This window comes from Desertibacillus haloalkaliphilus, assembly GCF_019039105.1.
GTDB lineage: Bacteria > Bacillota > Bacilli > Bacillales > KJ1-10-99 > Desertibacillus > Desertibacillus haloalkaliphilus.
Map to the genome: position 1 here is coordinate 48378 of NZ_JAHPIV010000010.1, position 18385 is coordinate 66762.

General features: G+C 39.8%; 20 protein-coding genes and 1 tRNA gene. 16 read left to right on the forward strand and 5 right to left on the reverse strand.

Going from position 1 to position 18385, the window contains the following annotated elements; genetic code table 11:
• Positions 1 to 740: 740 nt before the first annotated feature.
• Positions 741 to 1262: a CcdC family protein gene (locus KH400_RS12310; protein ID WP_217224980.1), complete on the forward strand. Its 522-nt coding sequence runs from the start codon at positions 741 to 743 to the stop codon at positions 1260 to 1262.
• Positions 1263 to 1313: 51 nt separating this feature from the next.
• On the opposite strand, the gene KH400_RS12315 is transcribed toward KH400_RS12310, so the two are convergent.
• Positions 1314 to 1739 carry a DUF2621 domain-containing protein gene (locus KH400_RS12315; protein WP_217224981.1) on the reverse strand — a complete coding sequence of 142 codons (426 nt, stop codon included), beginning with the start codon at positions 1737 to 1739 and terminating at the stop codon, positions 1314 to 1316.
• A gap of 139 nt (positions 1740 to 1878) precedes the next feature.
• On the opposite strand from KH400_RS12315, the gene KH400_RS12320 reads away from it, so the two are divergent.
• The gene (locus KH400_RS12320; RefSeq protein ID WP_217224982.1) at positions 1879 to 2301 is read left to right on the forward strand and encodes a hypothetical protein; all 423 of its coding nucleotides are present in this window, start codon (positions 1879 to 1881) and stop codon (positions 2299 to 2301) included.
• A gap of 157 nt (positions 2302 to 2458) precedes the next feature.
• On the forward strand, positions 2459 to 3313 hold the full coding sequence (locus tag KH400_RS12325) for a CsxC family protein (RefSeq protein WP_438821117.1): 855 nt from the start codon (positions 2459 to 2461) through the stop codon (positions 3311 to 3313).
• Between the two features lie 85 nt (positions 3314 to 3398).
• Here the strand turns inward: KH400_RS12325 and KH400_RS12330 are convergent, their stop codons facing one another.
• Positions 3399 to 3833, reverse strand: coding sequence for a PDDEXK-like endonuclease domain-containing protein (locus tag KH400_RS12330; RefSeq protein ID WP_217224986.1), 435 nt, complete (start codon positions 3831 to 3833; stop codon positions 3399 to 3401).
• Between the two features lie 121 nt (positions 3834 to 3954).
• On the opposite strand from KH400_RS12330, the gene KH400_RS12335 reads away from it, so the two are divergent.
• Positions 3955 to 4051, forward strand: a tRNA-Sec gene (locus tag KH400_RS12335).
• A gap of 91 nt (positions 4052 to 4142) precedes the next feature.
• Here the strand turns inward: KH400_RS12335 and KH400_RS12340 are convergent.
• Positions 4143 to 4433: a HesB/YadR/YfhF family protein gene (locus KH400_RS12340; protein ID WP_217224988.1), complete on the reverse strand. Its 291-nt coding sequence runs from the start codon at positions 4431 to 4433 to the stop codon at positions 4143 to 4145.
• Between the two features lie 503 nt (positions 4434 to 4936).
• On the opposite strand from KH400_RS12340, the gene KH400_RS12345 reads away from it, so the two are divergent.
• From KH400_RS12345 to KH400_RS12360, 4 genes are all read left to right on the forward strand, one after another.
• Positions 4937 to 5824: a glycine betaine ABC transporter substrate-binding protein gene (locus KH400_RS12345; protein ID WP_246589550.1), complete on the forward strand. Its 888-nt coding sequence runs from the start codon at positions 4937 to 4939 to the stop codon at positions 5822 to 5824.
• Positions 5825 to 6073: 249 nt separating this feature from the next.
• Complete coding sequence (locus KH400_RS12350) at positions 6074 to 7129, forward strand: zinc-dependent alcohol dehydrogenase family protein (RefSeq protein WP_312889149.1); 1056 nt, start codon at positions 6074 to 6076, stop codon at positions 7127 to 7129.
• Between the two features lie 113 nt (positions 7130 to 7242).
• A complete protein-coding gene (locus KH400_RS12355) occupies positions 7243 to 7701 on the forward strand; it encodes a divergent PAP2 family protein (RefSeq protein WP_217224991.1) in 459 nt (152 codons plus the stop codon).
• Positions 7702 to 7962: 261 nt separating this feature from the next.
• Positions 7963 to 8865, forward strand: coding sequence for a stalk domain-containing protein (locus tag KH400_RS12360; RefSeq protein WP_217224992.1), 903 nt, complete (start codon positions 7963 to 7965; stop codon positions 8863 to 8865).
• Between the two features lie 119 nt (positions 8866 to 8984).
• On the opposite strand, the gene KH400_RS12365 is transcribed toward KH400_RS12360, so the two are convergent.
• On the reverse strand, positions 8985 to 9329 hold the full coding sequence (locus KH400_RS12365) for a hypothetical protein (protein WP_217225175.1): 345 nt from the start codon (positions 9327 to 9329) through the stop codon (positions 8985 to 8987).
• Between the two features lie 192 nt (positions 9330 to 9521).
• Here KH400_RS12365 and KH400_RS12370 point away from each other — a divergent pair, with 192 nt between their 5' ends.
• From KH400_RS12370 to phnC, 8 genes are all read left to right on the forward strand, one after another.
• Positions 9522 to 10769, forward strand: a complete 1248-nt coding sequence (locus tag KH400_RS12370; RefSeq protein ID WP_217224993.1) for a hemolysin family protein — start codon at positions 9522 to 9524, stop codon at positions 10767 to 10769.
• A gap of 139 nt (positions 10770 to 10908) precedes the next feature.
• Positions 10909 to 11175: a DUF3918 family protein gene (locus KH400_RS12375; RefSeq protein ID WP_217224994.1), complete on the forward strand. Its 267-nt coding sequence runs from the start codon at positions 10909 to 10911 to the stop codon at positions 11173 to 11175.
• Positions 11176 to 11253: 78 nt separating this feature from the next.
• Positions 11254 to 11391 (forward strand): protein YkzP, encoded by a 138-nt coding sequence (gene ykzP / locus KH400_RS12380; protein ID WP_217224995.1) that lies wholly within the window; start codon positions 11254 to 11256, stop codon positions 11389 to 11391.
• 233 nt (positions 11392 to 11624) lie between these two features.
• Positions 11625 to 13553: a selenocysteine-specific translation elongation factor gene (selB, locus tag KH400_RS12385; RefSeq protein WP_312889169.1), complete on the forward strand. Its 1929-nt coding sequence runs from the start codon at positions 11625 to 11627 to the stop codon at positions 13551 to 13553.
• Positions 13516 to 14571, forward strand: a complete 1056-nt coding sequence (locus KH400_RS12390; protein WP_217224997.1) for a glycosyltransferase — start codon at positions 13516 to 13518, stop codon at positions 14569 to 14571. Before selB ends, KH400_RS12390 begins: the two co-directional genes overlap by 38 nt.
• Before the next feature lie 106 nt (positions 14572 to 14677).
• A complete protein-coding gene (gene phnD / locus KH400_RS12395) occupies positions 14678 to 15553 on the forward strand; it encodes a phosphate/phosphite/phosphonate ABC transporter substrate-binding protein (RefSeq protein ID WP_217224998.1) in 876 nt (291 codons plus the stop codon).
• Positions 15554 to 15565: 12 nt separating this feature from the next.
• Complete coding sequence (phnE, locus tag KH400_RS12400) at positions 15566 to 16327, forward strand: phosphonate ABC transporter, permease protein PhnE (RefSeq protein WP_217225176.1); 762 nt, start codon at positions 15566 to 15568, stop codon at positions 16325 to 16327.
• Positions 16328 to 16338: 11 nt separating this feature from the next.
• Positions 16339 to 17073 (forward strand): phosphonate ABC transporter ATP-binding protein, encoded by a 735-nt coding sequence (phnC, locus tag KH400_RS12405; RefSeq protein WP_217224999.1) that lies wholly within the window; start codon positions 16339 to 16341, stop codon positions 17071 to 17073.
• A gap of 44 nt (positions 17074 to 17117) precedes the next feature.
• Here phnC and selD read toward each other — a convergent pair whose 3' ends face one another.
• Positions 17118 to 18170, reverse strand: a complete 1053-nt coding sequence (gene selD / locus KH400_RS12410; RefSeq protein WP_217225000.1) for a selenide, water dikinase SelD — start codon at positions 18168 to 18170, stop codon at positions 17118 to 17120.
• Positions 18171 to 18385 lie beyond the last annotated feature (215 nt).

Below are 18385 nucleotides of genomic sequence, written 5' to 3' on the forward strand. Positions count from 1 at the left end.
AAGGGGACGGAGTGCGCCAACAGAGATGCAAGTAAGTGGAGTAGGCTTACTCGCACCGCCTTTAGATTGAAGTATGAAGGTAAGAGCACTGAAGCGAGAGAAGTAAAATCAGAGAAGGGAAAAGGGGACGGAGTGCGCCAACAGAGATGCAAGTAAGTGGAGTAGGCTTACTCGCACCGCCTTTAGATTGAAGTATGAGGGTAAGAGCACTGAAGCGAGAGAAGTAAAATCAGAGAAGGGAAAAGGGAACGGAGTGCGCCAACAGAGATGCAAGTAAGTGGAGTAGGCTTACTCGCACCGCCTTTAGATTGAAGTATGAGGATAAGAGCACTGAAGCGAGAGAAGTAAAATCAGAGAAGGGAAAAGGGAACGGAGTGCGCCAACAGAGATGTAAGTAAGTGGAGTAGGCTTACTCGAACCGCCTTTAGATTGAAGTACGAGGGTAAGAGCACTGAAGCGAGAGAAGTAAAATCAGAGAAGGGAAAAGGGGGTGGAGTGCGCGAACGGAGATACTAGTCAGTGAAGTAGGCTTAACCGAACCCATGCGAGCGAATGAAATGATTGCTTCAAGTGCAACGATCATGTATCTTAAACAGTAGCAGCTTTTGTCATTATTTTGACTTAGGATACGTCATATGGTGACAATGAATACAACAAACAGAGTGATAGGTTCTTATTGAGGCTATGTTATAATGTTATAATGATACATATTGTGTTAAGTGGAAGGAGGTATTCGATTTATGTCGTCGGCAATGTATGTAGTATTCACGATTGGTGCTATTATGATGGCAATACTAGCGGCTATTATTCGATTAAAAGCGACAAAAAGGCCAGCGACCGTAAAAAAAATAGTTTTACCGCCTTTATTTATGTCGACTGGTTTTTTAATGTTTTTATACCCACCTGTACGACCGGGTGGTACCGTAGAGATCATCGAGACATTTATAGCACTTGCCGTTGGAATGATATTTTCGATTTTTCTCATTAAGTCATCTAAATTCGAAATTAAGGAAGATCAAATATATTTAAAGCGATCAAAAGCTTTTATTTTTATTTTGTTCGGTTTGTTGCTTTGTCGAATTGCTTTAAAACTAATCATAGGAGATACGGTTAGTTATGAAGTCCTAAGTGGGATGTTTTTTATTTTAGCTTATGGAATGATTATCCCTTGGCGAATTTCGATGTTTATTTCATATAAAAAGTTAGAAAAAGAATTAGAACGTACATCAAACGAAAAGCAAGTCGTACCTGCCCAAACGTAAATCATATCAAAAAGCTTGGTCGAGGATGATTCCTCACCAAGCTTTTTGATATTAACTAAATAAGTGTTGATACGTTGTAAGGTCAATGTTTTTTTCTTTCAATTTCTTCCGAAGAAACTTATGGTCACGCTTTGGTGTTGCTAGAATATAGCCCTCAATGATCAGTTCCTCCGTAATTGTCGTTGCCTCTCTTTCAAGCGCAAGTTGTCCAATCTTGCCAGCTATTTTCTCACGAGCAACATCTCTAAATAGCTCAGGGACCGGTTCTACCAATTCTTCAAGTAGTTGCTTTTTTTCGTCAGGCCATAAGTGGCGTGTTTCTTGAATATAGTGATCTTGCCAATCGAGAATAGACTTTCCATCTTCTTTTGGCAGGCGTTTGAGAAATTTTCGAAACATAAAATAACCACCAATAAACATCACTGTGATTAAAAAGATTGACCAAAAAACGATAAACCACATAAACCATTCTGACATACGTCCTCACCTCAACCTTATCTGGACCCCATTTAATAATGATTTCATTTAAATTTTATCATAAAGCGACCTATGAATACATTTATTTTACCTTTAATAGCTATTTTTGCTATAGTTATAGTCAGTGAGGTGAAATGATGTGTATGCAATGATTATTAGTTATGGTTTACATTTACTATCAGCTGTCATTTTCTTCATCCTTTTACCACTGCCTTTTTTGGTTAAGGGAATGGAGCAAGATGGAAGAGAGCGTTTAACTGTCTTATTTCGATTTTATAAAAGCGTCCTAGTGGTTGCACATGGTGCCCTAGTTTTTGCATTTATTACAGGGTTATGGATGTATTTTAATCTAGCATCATTGTGGCTTTGGAGTATCATCATCGTTTGGGTTGCTCTTGGTGCTTTTCTTGGGGTTACACTAAAAAATATGCGACTTTCTCAAGAGGCATTTTCAAACCAGGAGGATGCTCGTACGACTATTGCGAAGGTGAAGAGGTTCAGTATCTTCCTTTCAGTGGCAATCGTTGTGATGTTTGTATTAAAGGCTGTTAGGTATATCTAGGTAAAGAACACTTTCTCATCAGTAGAGAAAGTGTTTTTGTTGTTCCGTATTCGTTTTTCAGCTCGGTGGGACAAAATATTGGCGGTTGTAGTAGGGAGATTGTCCAACCAAATATCTCAAACTTTCATAGGTTAATAACAAACAACTAAATAAAAAAATCTACGAAAGGAGAATCATGATGACGGACTTTAATAAGCACGATAAAACGTCTAAAGGTCATAAGAAAGTGAACAATGACTATGCTCCACCGCCTTATTTTAAACATCAGCCAAAAAAACGTAAAAATGCGGTTTTACCTGAAGCAAGTAATCGTGAAATGGAACCTGAGATTGCGGTAGGGAAAGCATTTGTAAAAGTTCCAGTGGTATTGGCAGAAGATACTGTTCAAATTGATATGAATGCAAAAATTGATTTCCCGGAGCCTGTCCTTGAGATCAAAGAGGTGAAGAAAAACTTAAAAGTTACGCAATGTCGTCTACTATTACCGACAAATAAATTATTTATTAAAGGGTTTGTTCGTAAAAATATCCAGTATGCAACGCCAACACATGGGTCAAAAGAATCAGTCGTTTCTAATATCCGTTCGTTGACAACAGATATTCCGTTTGAGATCGTTACTCCAATAAATTTAAAGAGGGAACCACAATTTAAGGCACAACCAGGTCAGACTGAATTCTCATACTTCACGACATCACCGCTTCCAAAAGGTTTTGCAGAAAAGGAAAAATTATTATCAGCTGATCTTGCCCAATTTGATCAAATTAGTGGTGAGAACTTTAATGAGCTTCCATTCTGTGAGTTAATTTCTAGTCGATTCATTGAAGTCGATGAAGCACTTGATCGCAAAATGGGGCGCGTGTACGATCACCGTGGAAAAGAAATTGATGCACCATTTGAAGAAGGAACATTTACTTCAGTTGAAGAAAAAATGGTCGTTGAATTAACAGTTAAAGTGTTGCAAAATCAACAACTTCATGTGAAATCAAAGAAGCATAAAAAGCATAAGTATTAAAAAAGACAAAGGTTATGGTAAAAGGGGCGATTTCTCTTAAGGGGGACGCCCCTCCTTTTTTGGGTCTGAAGAAGACTATATGAGGCTAATCTCTGTTTCCGTTGATTTCTTGTTCAAGTTGATTCATTGCTTTCTTGTAATCACTGTTCATTTGTTGTTCATGAATATGGACAATATTCCATCCCCTTTTTTTAAAGTAAGCGATTTTTTGTCGACGAATGATTTTTTCATGCTTGTTTTTATTTGGATCCTTGTGACACTCTATAGCAATATTTTTCTTCGGAAGAGCAATATCGATAAAATATTGGCCACATGGAATACGTGCTTTGACACGGTACCCATTGGCTTTTAAGAAATCGTAAACGTCACGTTCTAGATCGGATTCACATTTTAAGCGTTCATGGTCGACTGTGTGCCGATGTTTTTTATGTTTATGGTGTTTAAAATAGTTGAAGGCTAGAACGAAAGGGATCGTTATCATCGTTGAGAATACAAAAGCTTCAATGAATAGATTTGTCATTTTCTTCACCTATGAATAGGGTTGACATCTTACTTAATAATATGAGATGATTAAAATTGCTGAAAGAGATTGTCGTTATTTGTCGTATGGAGTTCTTATCATTATTGATCGATTTTAACATGGGGCTGGCTGCGGTACTGGTGTACGCCGAGGTCTTCAAAACCTTCAGGGAGGCGCGTGCCGTCTCCGGTGGGTTCGATTCCCACACAGTCCCGCCAAATATACATATCATACCAATTCTTGAGTGGTTTAATTAGTTCAATATGAAACAGCCAAAAAACCGAAGTATAAGGTCTTTTGGCTGTTTTTTTATTGTTGATAGTCATATGTAATACTGTTCGTTTTGCGGCTGTATTTCACATGGAGGTCATGGTTATCGAAATACCATAGGTCATCGCTTTCGATGAAGAAGGTATACCCGTTTACATCTAGGGTTGCAGCAGCTTCTTTAGGGCTTTCTTTTGTCACACCGAGAGAAAATCCTTGTTGAACGGAGCTATCACCACCATAACGAGCAAAAAAGCGAATAAATTCACCTTTCTCAATGTCCATTTCCTCTTCAAACCATTTAAGTGCAGGTTCTGTTATTGTAATTTTCATTCTTTCACTCCTTGTAAATCAGGATAAAACGTATTGTACTAAAGTACAACCATGACCATTATAATACAAAGCTTTGTTTTTTTCATAAGGTGAGGTCATTTGTCGATTTTTATTCAACAGCTAGTTTTGTTTATGTAGCCGACTCATCAAAGCGCGATCACGCTGCGCTGATGGGTTGTTTGTGCTTAGTTTGAAAGGGGACGGTAACCAAATCCTAATTAGCCATAATGAAATAGTAATTATGGCTCAAGATATGAAGTTCATATCATACGCTCGGAGCTGATCAATAAAGCATTGCTGTCTGAACTCGAGAGTGTTTTATTACTTATGAAAGGAGTGAGTATAGCCATATTCACCTAGCATTGAATAAAAAAGGATATACTAGGTGATTCTTTTTACTAAAGATATTGTTCAAACATCCCCTTGAAAGTTGGTCTTTTGAGCAGGTGTAAAGGAATTTTGAACAAATTTATTAAAAGCAATAAAGGGTGATTATTTTGTTAATGAAGATGATGTACAAAAAACGTTCTTTTCTACTTTGTATTGTGATCGTTAGTGTCCTAATTTCAAGCGGTTGTGGACCTGCTGACACGGATGAACAGGATGGTGAAGTAGCCGAATCTGACAATCCAACCATCACACTTGGCCAAGTTCCTTATCAACAAGCCTGGGTTCCATTAGCGATCATTGAAAATGTTGCAAATGAGCTTGGATACCCTACGGAGAGAACTGAAGGTGATGTTGGTGTGATGTTTCTAGGCTTATCACGGGGAGACATTGATGTCTATGCTGATATTTGGTTACCAAATCTTCATTCAACCTATGCCGATCGATATGAAGATACTATCGATCTTATCGGAACATTGTATGAAGATGCCCCAGTCGGTTGGGCGGTTCCTACCTATGTAGATATTGATAGTATTGAGGACTTATCTGGAAATGAGGAACTATTTGGTGGTGAGGTGATTGGTATCGAACCTGGAGCAGGGATGATGCCAACCTCTGAGGAAGTGTTAGAGGAATATGACCTAGATTTAAACCTGATCTCCGGTAGTACAGAAGCGATGCTAGCAGCAGTATTGAGAGCGACGAATAATGAAGAGCCGGTTGTTTTTTTAGCTTGGCGTCCACATACAATGTTCCAGCTATTTGATATCAAAATGTTAGATGACCCTAGAGGAATTTGGGAAACAGACGATGTTATGACTGGCGTCAATGAAAACTTTCAAGAGAAAGCACCAGACCTTTATTCTTTCCTTGAAGACTTTGAAATCAGTTTAGAGGATGTTGAAGATCTTATGTTAAGAATGGAAGATGAAGATTTAAATATGATTGCACAAGAATGGATCGATGAGAACAGATCACAAATTGAAGAGTGGATAGACGGTTAATATTGCGTGCTATTTATTGAGCCCCACAACTTCCTAACCTTAGTTTATCGGAGTTGTGGGGTCTTTTTCGTATATCTATATCAAAATGAAGCGTTTTTGTCATTTTTTTCATGCCTGGACATAACTATTACTAATCCAGCAGGAGCGTTGTGCAAAAATGAAGGCGCTTACTTTGTGATTAGTCTTGTTGATCAGCTAGTACAGCAAAACAAAGCATTAACATACATTTAAAATGAAGAGGATGGTGACATGATGAAAGCTTTAGTATTAGAAGAGTTCAAAAAGCCCTTGGTCGTACGCAATATGCCAGACCCTGATCTTTCACCCGAAGGAGTTATTATTCGAGTCGAAGCAAATGGAGTATGTCGAAGTGATTGGCACGCGTGGCAAGGGGATTGGGATTGGATTGGTATTAAACTTCCACTTCCGCACGTATTGGGTCATGAATTCTCGGGTGTTGTTGAAGAGGTAGGAAAAGAGGTTAAAAACTTTAAAAAAGGCGACCGAGTGATTGTCCCATTTACAATTGGTGACGGCAGCTGTCCTTATTGCAAAAGCGGTCATCATAATATTTGTGAAAACATTCAAATGCCTGGATTCTCATCGTGGGGTGGTTTCGGACGATTTGCTCATGTACCAAATGCGGATACCAATCTTACTCAATTGCCTGAGAGTATTAGTTTTGTAGAAGCGGCTGGGATGGGCTGTCGTTTTATGACTGCTTTTCATGGTGTGACGGACCAAGCACGGGTGGGTGCTGGTGAATGGGTGGCTGTTCACGGTTGTGGAGGAGTCGGTTTGTCAGCGATCCAGATTGCAACAGCTCTAGGTGCAAATGTCATCGCAGTTGATATCGGCGATGATAAATTAGAATTTGCTAAACAGCTAGGAGCCGTTGAGGCTGTTAATGCAAGTAGGAATAACGTTCCAGAAGCCATTAAGCAGATCACAAAAGGCGGGGCTGATGTCTCTATTGATGCTTTAGGGATCAAACAAACGTGTCAAGCCTCTGTATTCAGTCTTCGCAAGCGAGGAAGACATTTGCAAATTGGCTTAACGACAAGAGAAGAAGAAGGGATGATCCCGCTTCCAATTGATGTCATTGTCCAACATGAAATTGAAGTGATTGGTTCGCTTGGTATGCAGCCATCAAGGTATCCTTATATGCTTGAAATGGTTGAGAAAGGTAAATTGAAACCGGGATCATTAATTACAAATACGATTTCGTTGGAGGAAGCACCAAAAGTATTCAATGAAATGGATACGTATAAAAATCTAGGTGTAACAGTTGTTAACAAGTGGTAGTTTTTCGATTTTAAAAATATATCGTGTTCAAATGCAAGACCAGATAAAAGAAAATGCAGTTAAGGTTGTATAGAATTTTCTTCATATCAAACCATAACTATGAGGTGAAGAAGATGAACCGAGAGATTATTACAGCCCTAACGACGATTGGTCTTGCCCAGGCCTTGAAAGTCCCACTAAACGAATCTGACAATGGAGAAAGCAAATGGAATACATTGCTGAAGTCTGGAAAAATGCCGAGTTCACATTCGGCAGGTGTAACTGCACTTTCGACGTATGTCGGTTTGGATAAGGGGTTTACCTCTGTCGATTTTGCGTTAGCGACAATATTTGGCCTAATCGTCATGTATGATGCACAAGGAATCAGGCGGCAAACAGGTGAACTCACTTTAAAGGTAAATGACCTTGATGAGGAAATTGAAAAGCTTGAAGGCTATGAACCGGGAGACTACCATCGTGAGCGTGAGGATAAATTAAAGGAAATGCTTGGTCACCAGCCAGAAGAAGTAGTGGCAGGAGCCTTGCTTGGGATCCTCTCAGGATCAATTAGCTATGTGCTAACAAAGCGTTAAGGGGGGCTGTTCTAAAAGGATTTCAAACCTTTTAGAACAGCCCTCTTCCTTTTATTGCTAATGTTACCAGTGAAAACTAAAGCTTTGTTTTCCACCCCAAGAAACCCCGAGTACGATGTATTTTTCTATCGGTTGACAAACATAGGTAAAAGGAATGCTAGTATTTACCAAGCCCCTCTCCCTTGATTTTATGCTAAACTATCGCAAGTAAGGGAAGGGGGGACTCGCTTTATTCGAAATATAATTTTCCTATTAGGGTTTTTGACCGTTTTCATCGCGTGGTCACAACAGTCGTTGGCGGCGAATGATTTTCGTGTGTTTGTTGATGGGGATGAAGTTCGTTTTCAAGAACCTGTATTTTTAGAGAATGGTAGAGTCTATGTACCATTACGATTTATCGCTGAATACATCGGAGCTACTGTGGAATGGAATGGAGATCAACAACGTGTAAACATGAACAATCAACAAGGGGATCGGTTACGACTAACAATAAATCGTCCTCAACTCGTTATGAACGATCGTACATATATGATGGATGTCGTACCGCGGATTCGTCATGATCGTACCTACTTACCAGCACGACATGTTTCTGAATTTTTGCATGCCAATGTCGAGTGGAATAACGACAATAGAGAAGTTTATATCGACAGTGTGCCGTTATATACGGTGCAATTGGGAGATTCGCTAGATTCTATTAGTGAAGCGTTCGGAGTTTCAAAAGAGCTCTTAAGAGAACGAAATCAACTATCAGGTGACGAGCTTTTTGCAGGTGAACAACTTCGTGTTGTCATACCAAGGTTGATGAATAATCACCCGGATCTCGAGTTGTTAGCCAAACTGATTCAAGCAGAAGCAGGGAGTGAAAGTTTTCAAGGACAAGTAGCGGTTGCAAATGTTGTCGTAAACCGTAAAAATAGTTCAAGCTTCCCCAATTCAATTGCAGAAGTCATCATGGAACCTAGACAGTTTACGCCGGTAACAAATGGATCGATCAACCATGTCGTACCGTCAGATCAAGCGTATCTTGCTGCACAACAGGCATTGTTAGGAGTCAATTATGTATCAAATGCGCTTTATTTTTTTAATCCAACACGAACGAATGATACGTTTTTAAGAAGTCGGCAACTAGTTACTCATATCGGAAATCACCGCTTTGTTAGATAATATGATAGATCAATCGTTAACAGACGGTTGATCTTTTCTTAGTTGCTCAAGAAAGTTTGAACAAGTGGGACTTGTCGGTTGGGACAATCAAGCCAATGTGTACGTATTGTGGATTGGTATCATCGATCGATGTATTCAGCTTGATATGAATTTTCACCTGCATGAACGGATAGAAGTGTATCTGCATAACCGACGAGACGGTTGACGATTTCATCACATAAACCATATACAAGTGGCAACGCCTTGGGATCATGGAGTGTGGGATTATCAAAGATGATAGTCGTATTGATAAACACTTCCTTGTTGCCAAGTAAATCGTAGTGGATGAATGTCTTCCCAGCTGCGCCACCTGTTTTTGGGTCTTCATACGAGCCAAGAAAGACATACCACTCTTCCGCAGTAGCTGAGCGGAAATTTTTGGTGAAAGACATCTTACGAATCTCATTTGCTATTTTTTCCTTCATTTCAACAGAGGTGATGTCTGTTACTTTGTCCACGTCTTATCCCACCTCCACAAGCGTTTATAGGATGTAGTGTATACATAAAACATGAAATGATACAAAAAGATTCATACATGCTAGTATAGATTTTAATTTTGGGAACAGTAAAAGACAGACAAAGCAATTTTAAAACGCTTCAGTATTGGAGTGAATGTTATGGAGTCTGTCTCATATAGTTTGATTATACTATTAGCGTTGTTGATCGTTTTTTCTGCGTTTTTTTCATCCTCGGAAACAGCTTTCTCAAGTGTAAACAAAATTCGCATGAAAAAATATGCCGAAGAAAATCGCCCTGGAGGTAAATTGGCTTTACGAATATCGGAAAACTTTGATCAAACCATTTCAACAATTCTCGTCGGGAATAACCTTGTTAATATTGCTGGTACAACGATTGCAGCTAAAATCTTTACAGACTTATTCGGGGAAAGCTCAGGGCTTGTGATCAGTACCGTTGTGATGACGATTCTAGTCTTGATTTTTGGAGAAATCCTCCCAAAATCATATGCTAAAGAGAACGCCGAAACGTATGCACTAAAAATCTCAGGTGTGCTGTCCTTTTTAATCAAGGTGCTGTCACCAGTTACTTTTTTATTTGTACGTTTGAAGAATTGGTTGTCGTCCCTTGTTACTTCGAAAGAAAGTGAACCTTCTGTTACCGAAGAGGAACTTAAGGTGATGGTGGAGATTGGTGAAGAGGAAGGAATCATCGATCAACAAGAAAAAGAGCTCGTACACAGTGCGCTAGATTTTAATGATATTATTGTCGGAGAAGTACTTACCCGTCGCATTGATATGGTGGCTATTGAAGTACATGCATCAACTGAGGAGATCAAATCAGTTTTCTTTAAAGAGCGCTTTTCACGAATTCCTGTCTATGAAGGTCATATCGATAATATCATTGGAATTCTGTCTGAACGAGAGTTTTTATCCATGTTAGTAAAAAATGAATCCTTCCAGTTAAAAGACTTGCTACGTGAACCCATGTTTGTTGTCGAATCGTTGCGGATTTCAACGCTTCTGCCTGAGTTGCAAAAACATAAAACTCATATGGCTGTTGTTATTGACGAATTTGGCGGGACAGAAGGCTTGATTACGATGGAAGATATATTAGAGGAAATTGTTGGTGAAATATGGGATGAACATGATGAGAAAAAGCTACTCGTGAAACAGATTGATAATGGTTCATTTATATTTTCTGCTGAAATTGGACTCGATGATTTTAGTCAATTTGTAAGCATACCTTTACCAGACAGTAATTACCATTCATTAGGTGGTTGGATTGTTGAACAATTTGAACGGATACCAACCACTGGTGATCAATTTGAGTATAGCGATGTAACGATTATCATCCACAAAGTTGAAGGTCATCGCATTCGTAGTGTACAAGTAGTTACTGACAAGTAGTGCTCGTGGGTCAGTGGAGCAGGAAATCCATGATTGGAAATAATCACTCAGGATAAAACAAGCTACAACGCTCATGATAAATACTGTTCAGCCCAGAATGAGAGGCTTGAACAAACAAAAGAAGAAGGGGTGCTCCGGCATGAATAGAGGTATTGGAAATTTATTTAATTCAGGTCGAGGGATGCAACAAATGCTTGAAACGGTAGGGATTCGTGAAAAAAATAACAATACAACACGCAACATTATGCTCTCTGTTGTTGGACTTGGGGTAGGGGCAGCTGCTTATACGATGATGCGAGATCGTAATAATAATGCAAACAACATCGATATGCAGCAAATGATTGCACCTGTTCAAAACGCGATCGAAAATGTAGCAGATGATGTAACAAACGAGAATCAACAATAATTTCCCGAATAAGGGGTTGCGTTCGTAGATCAACGGCAATTTAGTTGGTCTGCTCCAATGCCAAAGGAGGAGAAATGTATGCGTAAGCGAAAAGGGCAACGTGACGCAGCATTAACAAATAACATGACACCGACCGAAAGCATGCCAGATGTCGAAGAACAATATCGCCGTAGTTCCCATAACCGTCCAAAAAGAGGACCAGGTTCAAAAGGATAACCAATCCAATAGGGTGCCTATAAGGTTGATGTTACCTTTTAGGCACCCTCTTTGCTATTATGGAAGTGACGAAGTTAAAAAGGAATACATAGAAGTTTGATTTGACGTAACATAGAGGAAAGGAATACATGTCATTTCAAACTCATTGGAAATCGTTTAACATTCATTTGTTGTTGTAGTATGATGTAACACGTGAAAAAAATAACAAATGAATAGCCAGGTGGTGAAGACAGATCGTAACGAAAAAACATTATACAATTGGAATGGCTGGTCACATTGATCATGGGAAGACAACGTTAACGAAAGCGTTAACGAATATTGATACCGATCGCTTAAAGGAAGAGAAGGAAAGAAAGATTTCGATTGAACTTGGTTACGCCCCGTTAGTTCTTCGGGATGATTTGGAAGTCTCTGTGATTGATGTCCCAGGACATGAACGATTTATTCGTCAGATGATCGCTGGTGTGGCTGGCATTGATCTTGTCCTTCTCGTCGTTGCTGCTGACGAAGGTGTTATGCCACAAACGAAAGAGCACCTAGAGATTCTTTCTTATTTAGGAATCGAATCTGGTCTTGTGGTCGTGACAAAGATCGACCGTGTCGATACAGAGCTACTCGAGCTTGTTGAAGAAGACATTCGCGAGCAAGTTCAAGGAACATTTTTTGAAGAAGAGGAACTCCTTTTTGTTGATAGTTTAGCAGGAAAAGGAATCGAGGATTTAAAAAATGCAGTTGTTAAGCAACTGGAATCGTTACCGATGCGTAATCAAAAAGGAGCATTTCGTCTACCGATTGATCAAGTTTTTTCCGTGCATGGACAAGGAACGGTTGTTCGAGGTACTGTGTATGAAGGTATCGTTCGTGAAGGCGATATGCTTAACGTACTACCTCAAGGTAAAAAGGTGAGGGCGCGTCAATTACAAGTTCATCATCAACCAAAGAAAGAAGCAACTGCCGGACAACGAGTAGCGATTAATCTAGGAGGCGAAACGGATCAAGTTCAGCGTGGGGACGTCCTTGTTTCCACTGATGACTATATCCGCACAACAACAATTGATATTGAACTTCATACGGTTAAACGCCTTACTTACCGCTTAAAGCAACGCTCATTTATTAAATTACATATTGGAACAGCTGAAGTCTATGGAAAGGTTGTTTTCTTTGATCGAAATGAATTAGGCAAAAATGAAACCATACTATGTCAACTCCGTTTAGATGAACCGATTGTAACGAAAAGAGGCGATCGCTTTATCTTACGGCGTCCAACTCCTGTTGAAACGATTGGTGGTGGAATGGTGATTGATCCATCTGGAGAGCGCTACCGTTTTGGTGAGAAAACGATTCACTTACTTCAACGTAAAAAAGAAGGGACGCCTAGAGACCGTGTCGTTGATGTAATTAGCAAAAACCATGCTATATCTTTACAAGAAATTATTAAACAAGCAAGCATAGCACGTGAAGAAGCAGAAGAAGCTCTTAAAACACTTACAGACGAGCGAAAAGTTTTACTATTAGGACACTATTACCTCCTGACTGATTTACGACAATCGTTATTGGGGGAGGTTGAATCGGAATTAATCAACTTTCATGAGCAATTTCCGCTTCGGTTAGGGAAGAATAAAGCCGAAATCGTGCAATCGTTACTGACCGTTGTTCCTCAAAAGGTCGCGGAAGCAATGATAGAAGATGCTGTCACGAACCAGCTTCTTATGAAGACAGGCCAATTTATATCATTACCTAACTTTCGTCCTCATTTTCCACAACAATGGGCTAAACGAATGGAACATATTGTTTCTGAAATAAAGGTGCAGCAATTACAAGTAGAGTCTTGGGATCAACTTCTGAAAAATCAGCAAGTGCCAGCAGATGTAGGAGAGGAATTAAAACACTTCTTAGTATCGGACAAGCAGATTTACCAACTTGATGAGAAGTATTTTATTCATGAAAAGATCTTGAATGAACGTTTGAAGTGGTTGTATGAACAAACATCGGACAGCTTTTCGATGCAAGAGGCAAAGGCTGCGTTAGATGTCTCACGTAAATACCTTGTTCCTTTTTTGGAGTTACTAGATCACTTACAACTAACCGTACGCACTGAATCGGTAAGAGAATGGAAGAGAGCAAATGTTGAACAATGGATTAACGAAAAAGAAGAAAACTAAAGTTGCGTTTTTCAGTCCGTATTACGAGCAACCCCGTGGTAATTCAACGACGGCCAAACGAATTGAAGCAGGGATGAAGCAAGCCGGCTATGAGCTTGACATATTTGCTTATGAGGAAGAAAGTTGTCTGAAACGCGCACAGAAGCTTATTGAACAAGCAGACCTTGTTCACATCCTTCATTTGAGACGTTTTCAGTTATGGCAAAAGCGGACAAATGTATCTGTTACGAAGCCATATGTGTTGACATCTGGTGGAACCGATATCAATCATGACATTTTTATTGATGAATATGCAAGTGATTTGAGGGGGCTCGTTGCAAAGGCCTGTGCGATCACAGTATTTAGTGAGGATGGAAAACAAAAAGTGAAACGCGTTTTTACGATGAATGATGACCTTGTTTATGTGATCCCGCAAAGCATTTGGCTTCCTAGTTATCCAGAAACAGTTCAGGTTGAACCCAAAGCTTGTTCAGTTATTGAAGGGCCACATCTGTTATTACCTGCTGGGTTACGTCCTGTCAAAGACGTTCTTTATTTGCTACCTGTCCTCCCTAAACTAAAAGAAAGGTATCCAAATCTTACATTTACGATTATTGGTGCGGTTCTTGATCAACATGTATATGAGCAAGTGAAAGCAGCGTGTCACACGTATGAATGGATCCATTATCATAAAGAAGTTCCATTAGAAGAGATGGCTGATATCTACAAGCAAGCCGATATTGTTGTAAATACGTCAGTTTCAGAAGGCCAGTCAACAGCAATACTAGAGGCTATGTATATAGGAAAGCCGGTGATTGCTAGACAAAATGAAGGGAATGCCAGCATTATTCAAGATGGTCATAATGGCTATTTGTTTTCAAGTCCTGAGGAGTTTGAGTTAAAGCTTGATTCTTTGCTTGCTCACCCTGATGATGCAAGTCTTCTTTTTGGGAATGCAAGGAAAACCGTTGTTGATACATTTCGTTTCAATACTGAGATCGAGCGTTACATAGATGTATATCGACATTGTCAGACATGATTAGTGAATGTGCTGTGGATTGTGAAGTCGAATATCTTTACACCGATGGCGAAACGTGGTAGCTTTATAGCTGCGTTTGTGAAAGAAAAGGATGTGGGAGGAAGCAATGAAAAAAATTAGATTTGCAGTTATTTTAGTATTATTGTTTTTAGTCGGATGTGGGAATAATGGAGATGAGGATGTATTTGAGATTGCTGTGATCCCTTCGCAATCGATTGGAGAAATGCAAGAGGGGCTTACGAAACTTGAGGAAACGTTAGCCCAAGAGTTAGATCGAGAAGTAACGGTTGAACCTTATCCAAATTATAATGCTGTTGTTGAAGCGATTAATTATAATCACATCGACCTTGCCTACCTAGGCCCGGTTACATATGTGCTTGCCCATGAGCAAAGTGGAGCTCAGGCGATTATCACTCAACTGATCGATGGTGAGCCCTTTTATCATTCATACATTGTCACACATGCAGATGCACAGTGGGAAGATCTTGACGAATTATTAGAAGATCGTGCTGACATTGACTTTGCATTTGGAAGTATGTCTTCAACTTCAGGGTCGATTATCCCGAGTGTAGAACTGTATGAGCGTGGGGTGTTCCAATCGCCAGATGAACATGATTTTGGAACGTTAACGTATACAGGCTCACATGACATTACGGCTGAATCTGTTCAGAACAAACAAGTGGATGCTGGTGCGATTGATAGTGCGATTTTCGATGCTTTAGTCGAAGAAGGAACAATTGATGGTGACCAGTTTAATATCATTTGGGAATCCGAGAAACTTTATCAATATCCGTGGGTCGTTCCTGGAGAAATGGATGAAGAAACAATTACAGCGATTCAAAACGCGTTTGTTGACATCACTGACACAGAGATCTTGTCGATTTTTGGTGGTGCCTCAGGTTTTATTACCACAAGTGATGAAGAGTACCAGGCTGTAGCCGAAGCGGTTGAAGTTGCTCGAGGAATTGGCTTATTAGAATAGAGGTTTTTGATGATGATTTGGTTTAAACGTCGGTATCTTGTCATGCTCGTTGCGCTGATCGCATTTATTTGGTATAGCATGCATTTGACCGATTTCCAATTTCAAAAGTTTTATCAATTTATAAATACACTGTATTTTATAAATGAACGGTTTTTTCCATTGAATTGGGACATTCTCCCGAAGATGATTGAGGAAAGTCTCGTCACATTAGCAATGGCGTTTCTAGGGACTTTTTTTGCTTTACTTATTGCGTTACCGATTAGTTTTATGGCGGCTTATAATACAAGTCGTCATCCAATTTTTTATAGCACAACAAGGTCAAGTTTGAGTGTTCTTCGTTCGATCCCAGAGATTGTCTTCGGGTTAGTGTTTGTTGTTGCCGTTGGGCTCGGCCCATTTCCTGCTGTGATTGCGATTATGCTCCACAATATTGGTGTGCTAGGGAAGTTGATATCAGAGTTAATTGAATCTAGCGATCATGGACCGCAAGAAGCCATGAAGGCGGTTGGGGCGACGAGATGGGTCGCTGTTTTATTTTCGATTTTACCGCAAATTTGGCCAAATGTTCTTTCGCATTATTTCTATCGCTTTGAAGTCGCGATTCGAACGTCACTGATTCTTGGGTTTATTGGAGCCGGCGGAATAGGGCAACAATTATTTAATTATTTTAATACGATGCAATACAAATCAGTAGGAATAGCCATCTTAATGATTAGTATCCTCGTTATCCTCGTTGATTTTATCGGCGGTAAAGTCCGTCAACGAGTCATTTAGGAGCGATTGATATGATAGAAGTGAAACAATTATCCGTTCGGTACCCGAAAGCGACATCATACGCGCTCTCTGATATCGACTTATCGTTTAAACAAGGGGAGTTTATTTGCATATTAGGGAAAAGTGGTGCTGGGAAATCGACATTTATCCGCTGTTTAAATGGATTACAGCGACCGAGTAAGGGCGAAGTATCCGTTGACGGTATCGACATTTCTAAACAAAATGAAGCAAGCTTGCGCAAAGTTCGTAAACAAATGGGGATGATCTTTCAGCATTTTAACCTTATCCCACGCATCTCTGTTCTGCAAAATGTGTTAACAGGAACATTTGGGACAAGACCCCCATTAAAAAACCTTCTTGGGTTGTTTTCGAAGCAAGAGCTTGAGGTGGCAAAACGTGCGATAGAAAATGTTGAATTAGTAGAGCAGATGAATCGACGCGTGGAAGCCTTAAGTGGAGGCCAAAAACAACGAGTTGGGATTGCCCGAGCATTAATCCAACAACCAACCGTATTTTTAGGTGATGAGCCTGTGGCTAGCTTGGATCCTGGAACGGCAAATAAGATCTTTGAGCTTCTGATACAGATTCATCGTGACCATCAGCTTCTTACTATTATTAACGTCCATGATGTGACTTTAGCTAAACAATTCGCAACAAGAATTTTGGCTTTACGGGATGGAGCGTTGATTTTTGATGGAACGCCACAAGAGCTAACTGATGATATCTACAAGAAGATTTATGATTAGAATAAAAAACGTTTGGCCTTTATTAGAGCCAAACGTTTTTTGCGTTATTTTACATGAATGGGTCTTTCGTACCTTTCAGTCACTTCTCCGATGATTGCAGCATCAGTTAAGCCTTTTTCCTGTAAGGCTTCAACATAAGCCTCAGCATCATTTTTCGGCAAACTAATGAGAAGACCCCCTGAAGTAATCGCATCAAATAAAATCATTTGATCTGCTTCAGAAACTTGGTTGTCAAAGGAAATCTCATCACTAAGCCAGCGCTGATTTGCTTTAGAACCACCAGGAACAATTCCTTTTTCAGCCAATTCTTTCGTCCCGTCAAGAACAGGGACGTCGTCATGGTTAATCATAAAGCTCACATCACTGCCTTTTGCCATTTCGTAACTGTGACCGAGTAGACCAAAGCCAGTAACATCTGTGACGGAATGAGGCTTAAAGTTTGCTAAAGTTTCGGCTGCGATCTTGTTTAAGCTAGCCATTGTTTCTGTAACCGCTTGTTCTTGCTCTTCGGTAACAGCATCACGTTTGATGCCAGTTGTTAAAATGCCCACACCAATAGGCTTTGTCAGCACTAATGCGTCCCCAGGTTTTGCTCCGACATTTTTGTAGATGTCATTTGGGTGGGCAAGCCCAGTGACGGCCATGCCGAATTTTGGTTCTTGGTCATCAATTGAATGACCACCTACAATAAGAGCGCCAGCTTCTTTTACTTTATCTGCGGCACCACACAAGATTTGTGCTAACATTTCTTCAGGTAACTTTTTAATAGGAAATCCAACAATATTTAAGACTGTCTTTGGTTTCCCACCCATGGCATATACATCGCTAAGTGCATTAGCAGCTGCAATTTGCCCAAACATATATGGATCATCAACAACGGGAGTGAAGTAGTCAACCGTCTGAATCATCGCTAAATCTTCAGTTAATTGATACGCACCAGCATCATCTGATGTGTCTAATCCGACTAATAAATTGGAATCATGCTCTTGTTCTGGTAAATGACGCAAAACTTGCGCCAGGTCTTCTGGACCAATTTTGCATCCTCAACCGGCTTTTGTAGATAGTGATGTTAAACGAATCTTTTCATGGTTTTCCATTAAAGATCCCTCCTTTACCTTTGCTATTACGATTTTCGCATCTGTTAATAGCGAGTGATCAATGACAATCGCTAGTTGTCATTCATGTACATTTTTTGCGAAAACACATATCTTATCCTACAATAGAGTTGATTTTGATGTAAAGAAGTTTGATTTCGTGATGTGTAATTTTTAAGCTCAGTCTCGGTTCGGAAATAGAATATGATCTTTAGTAA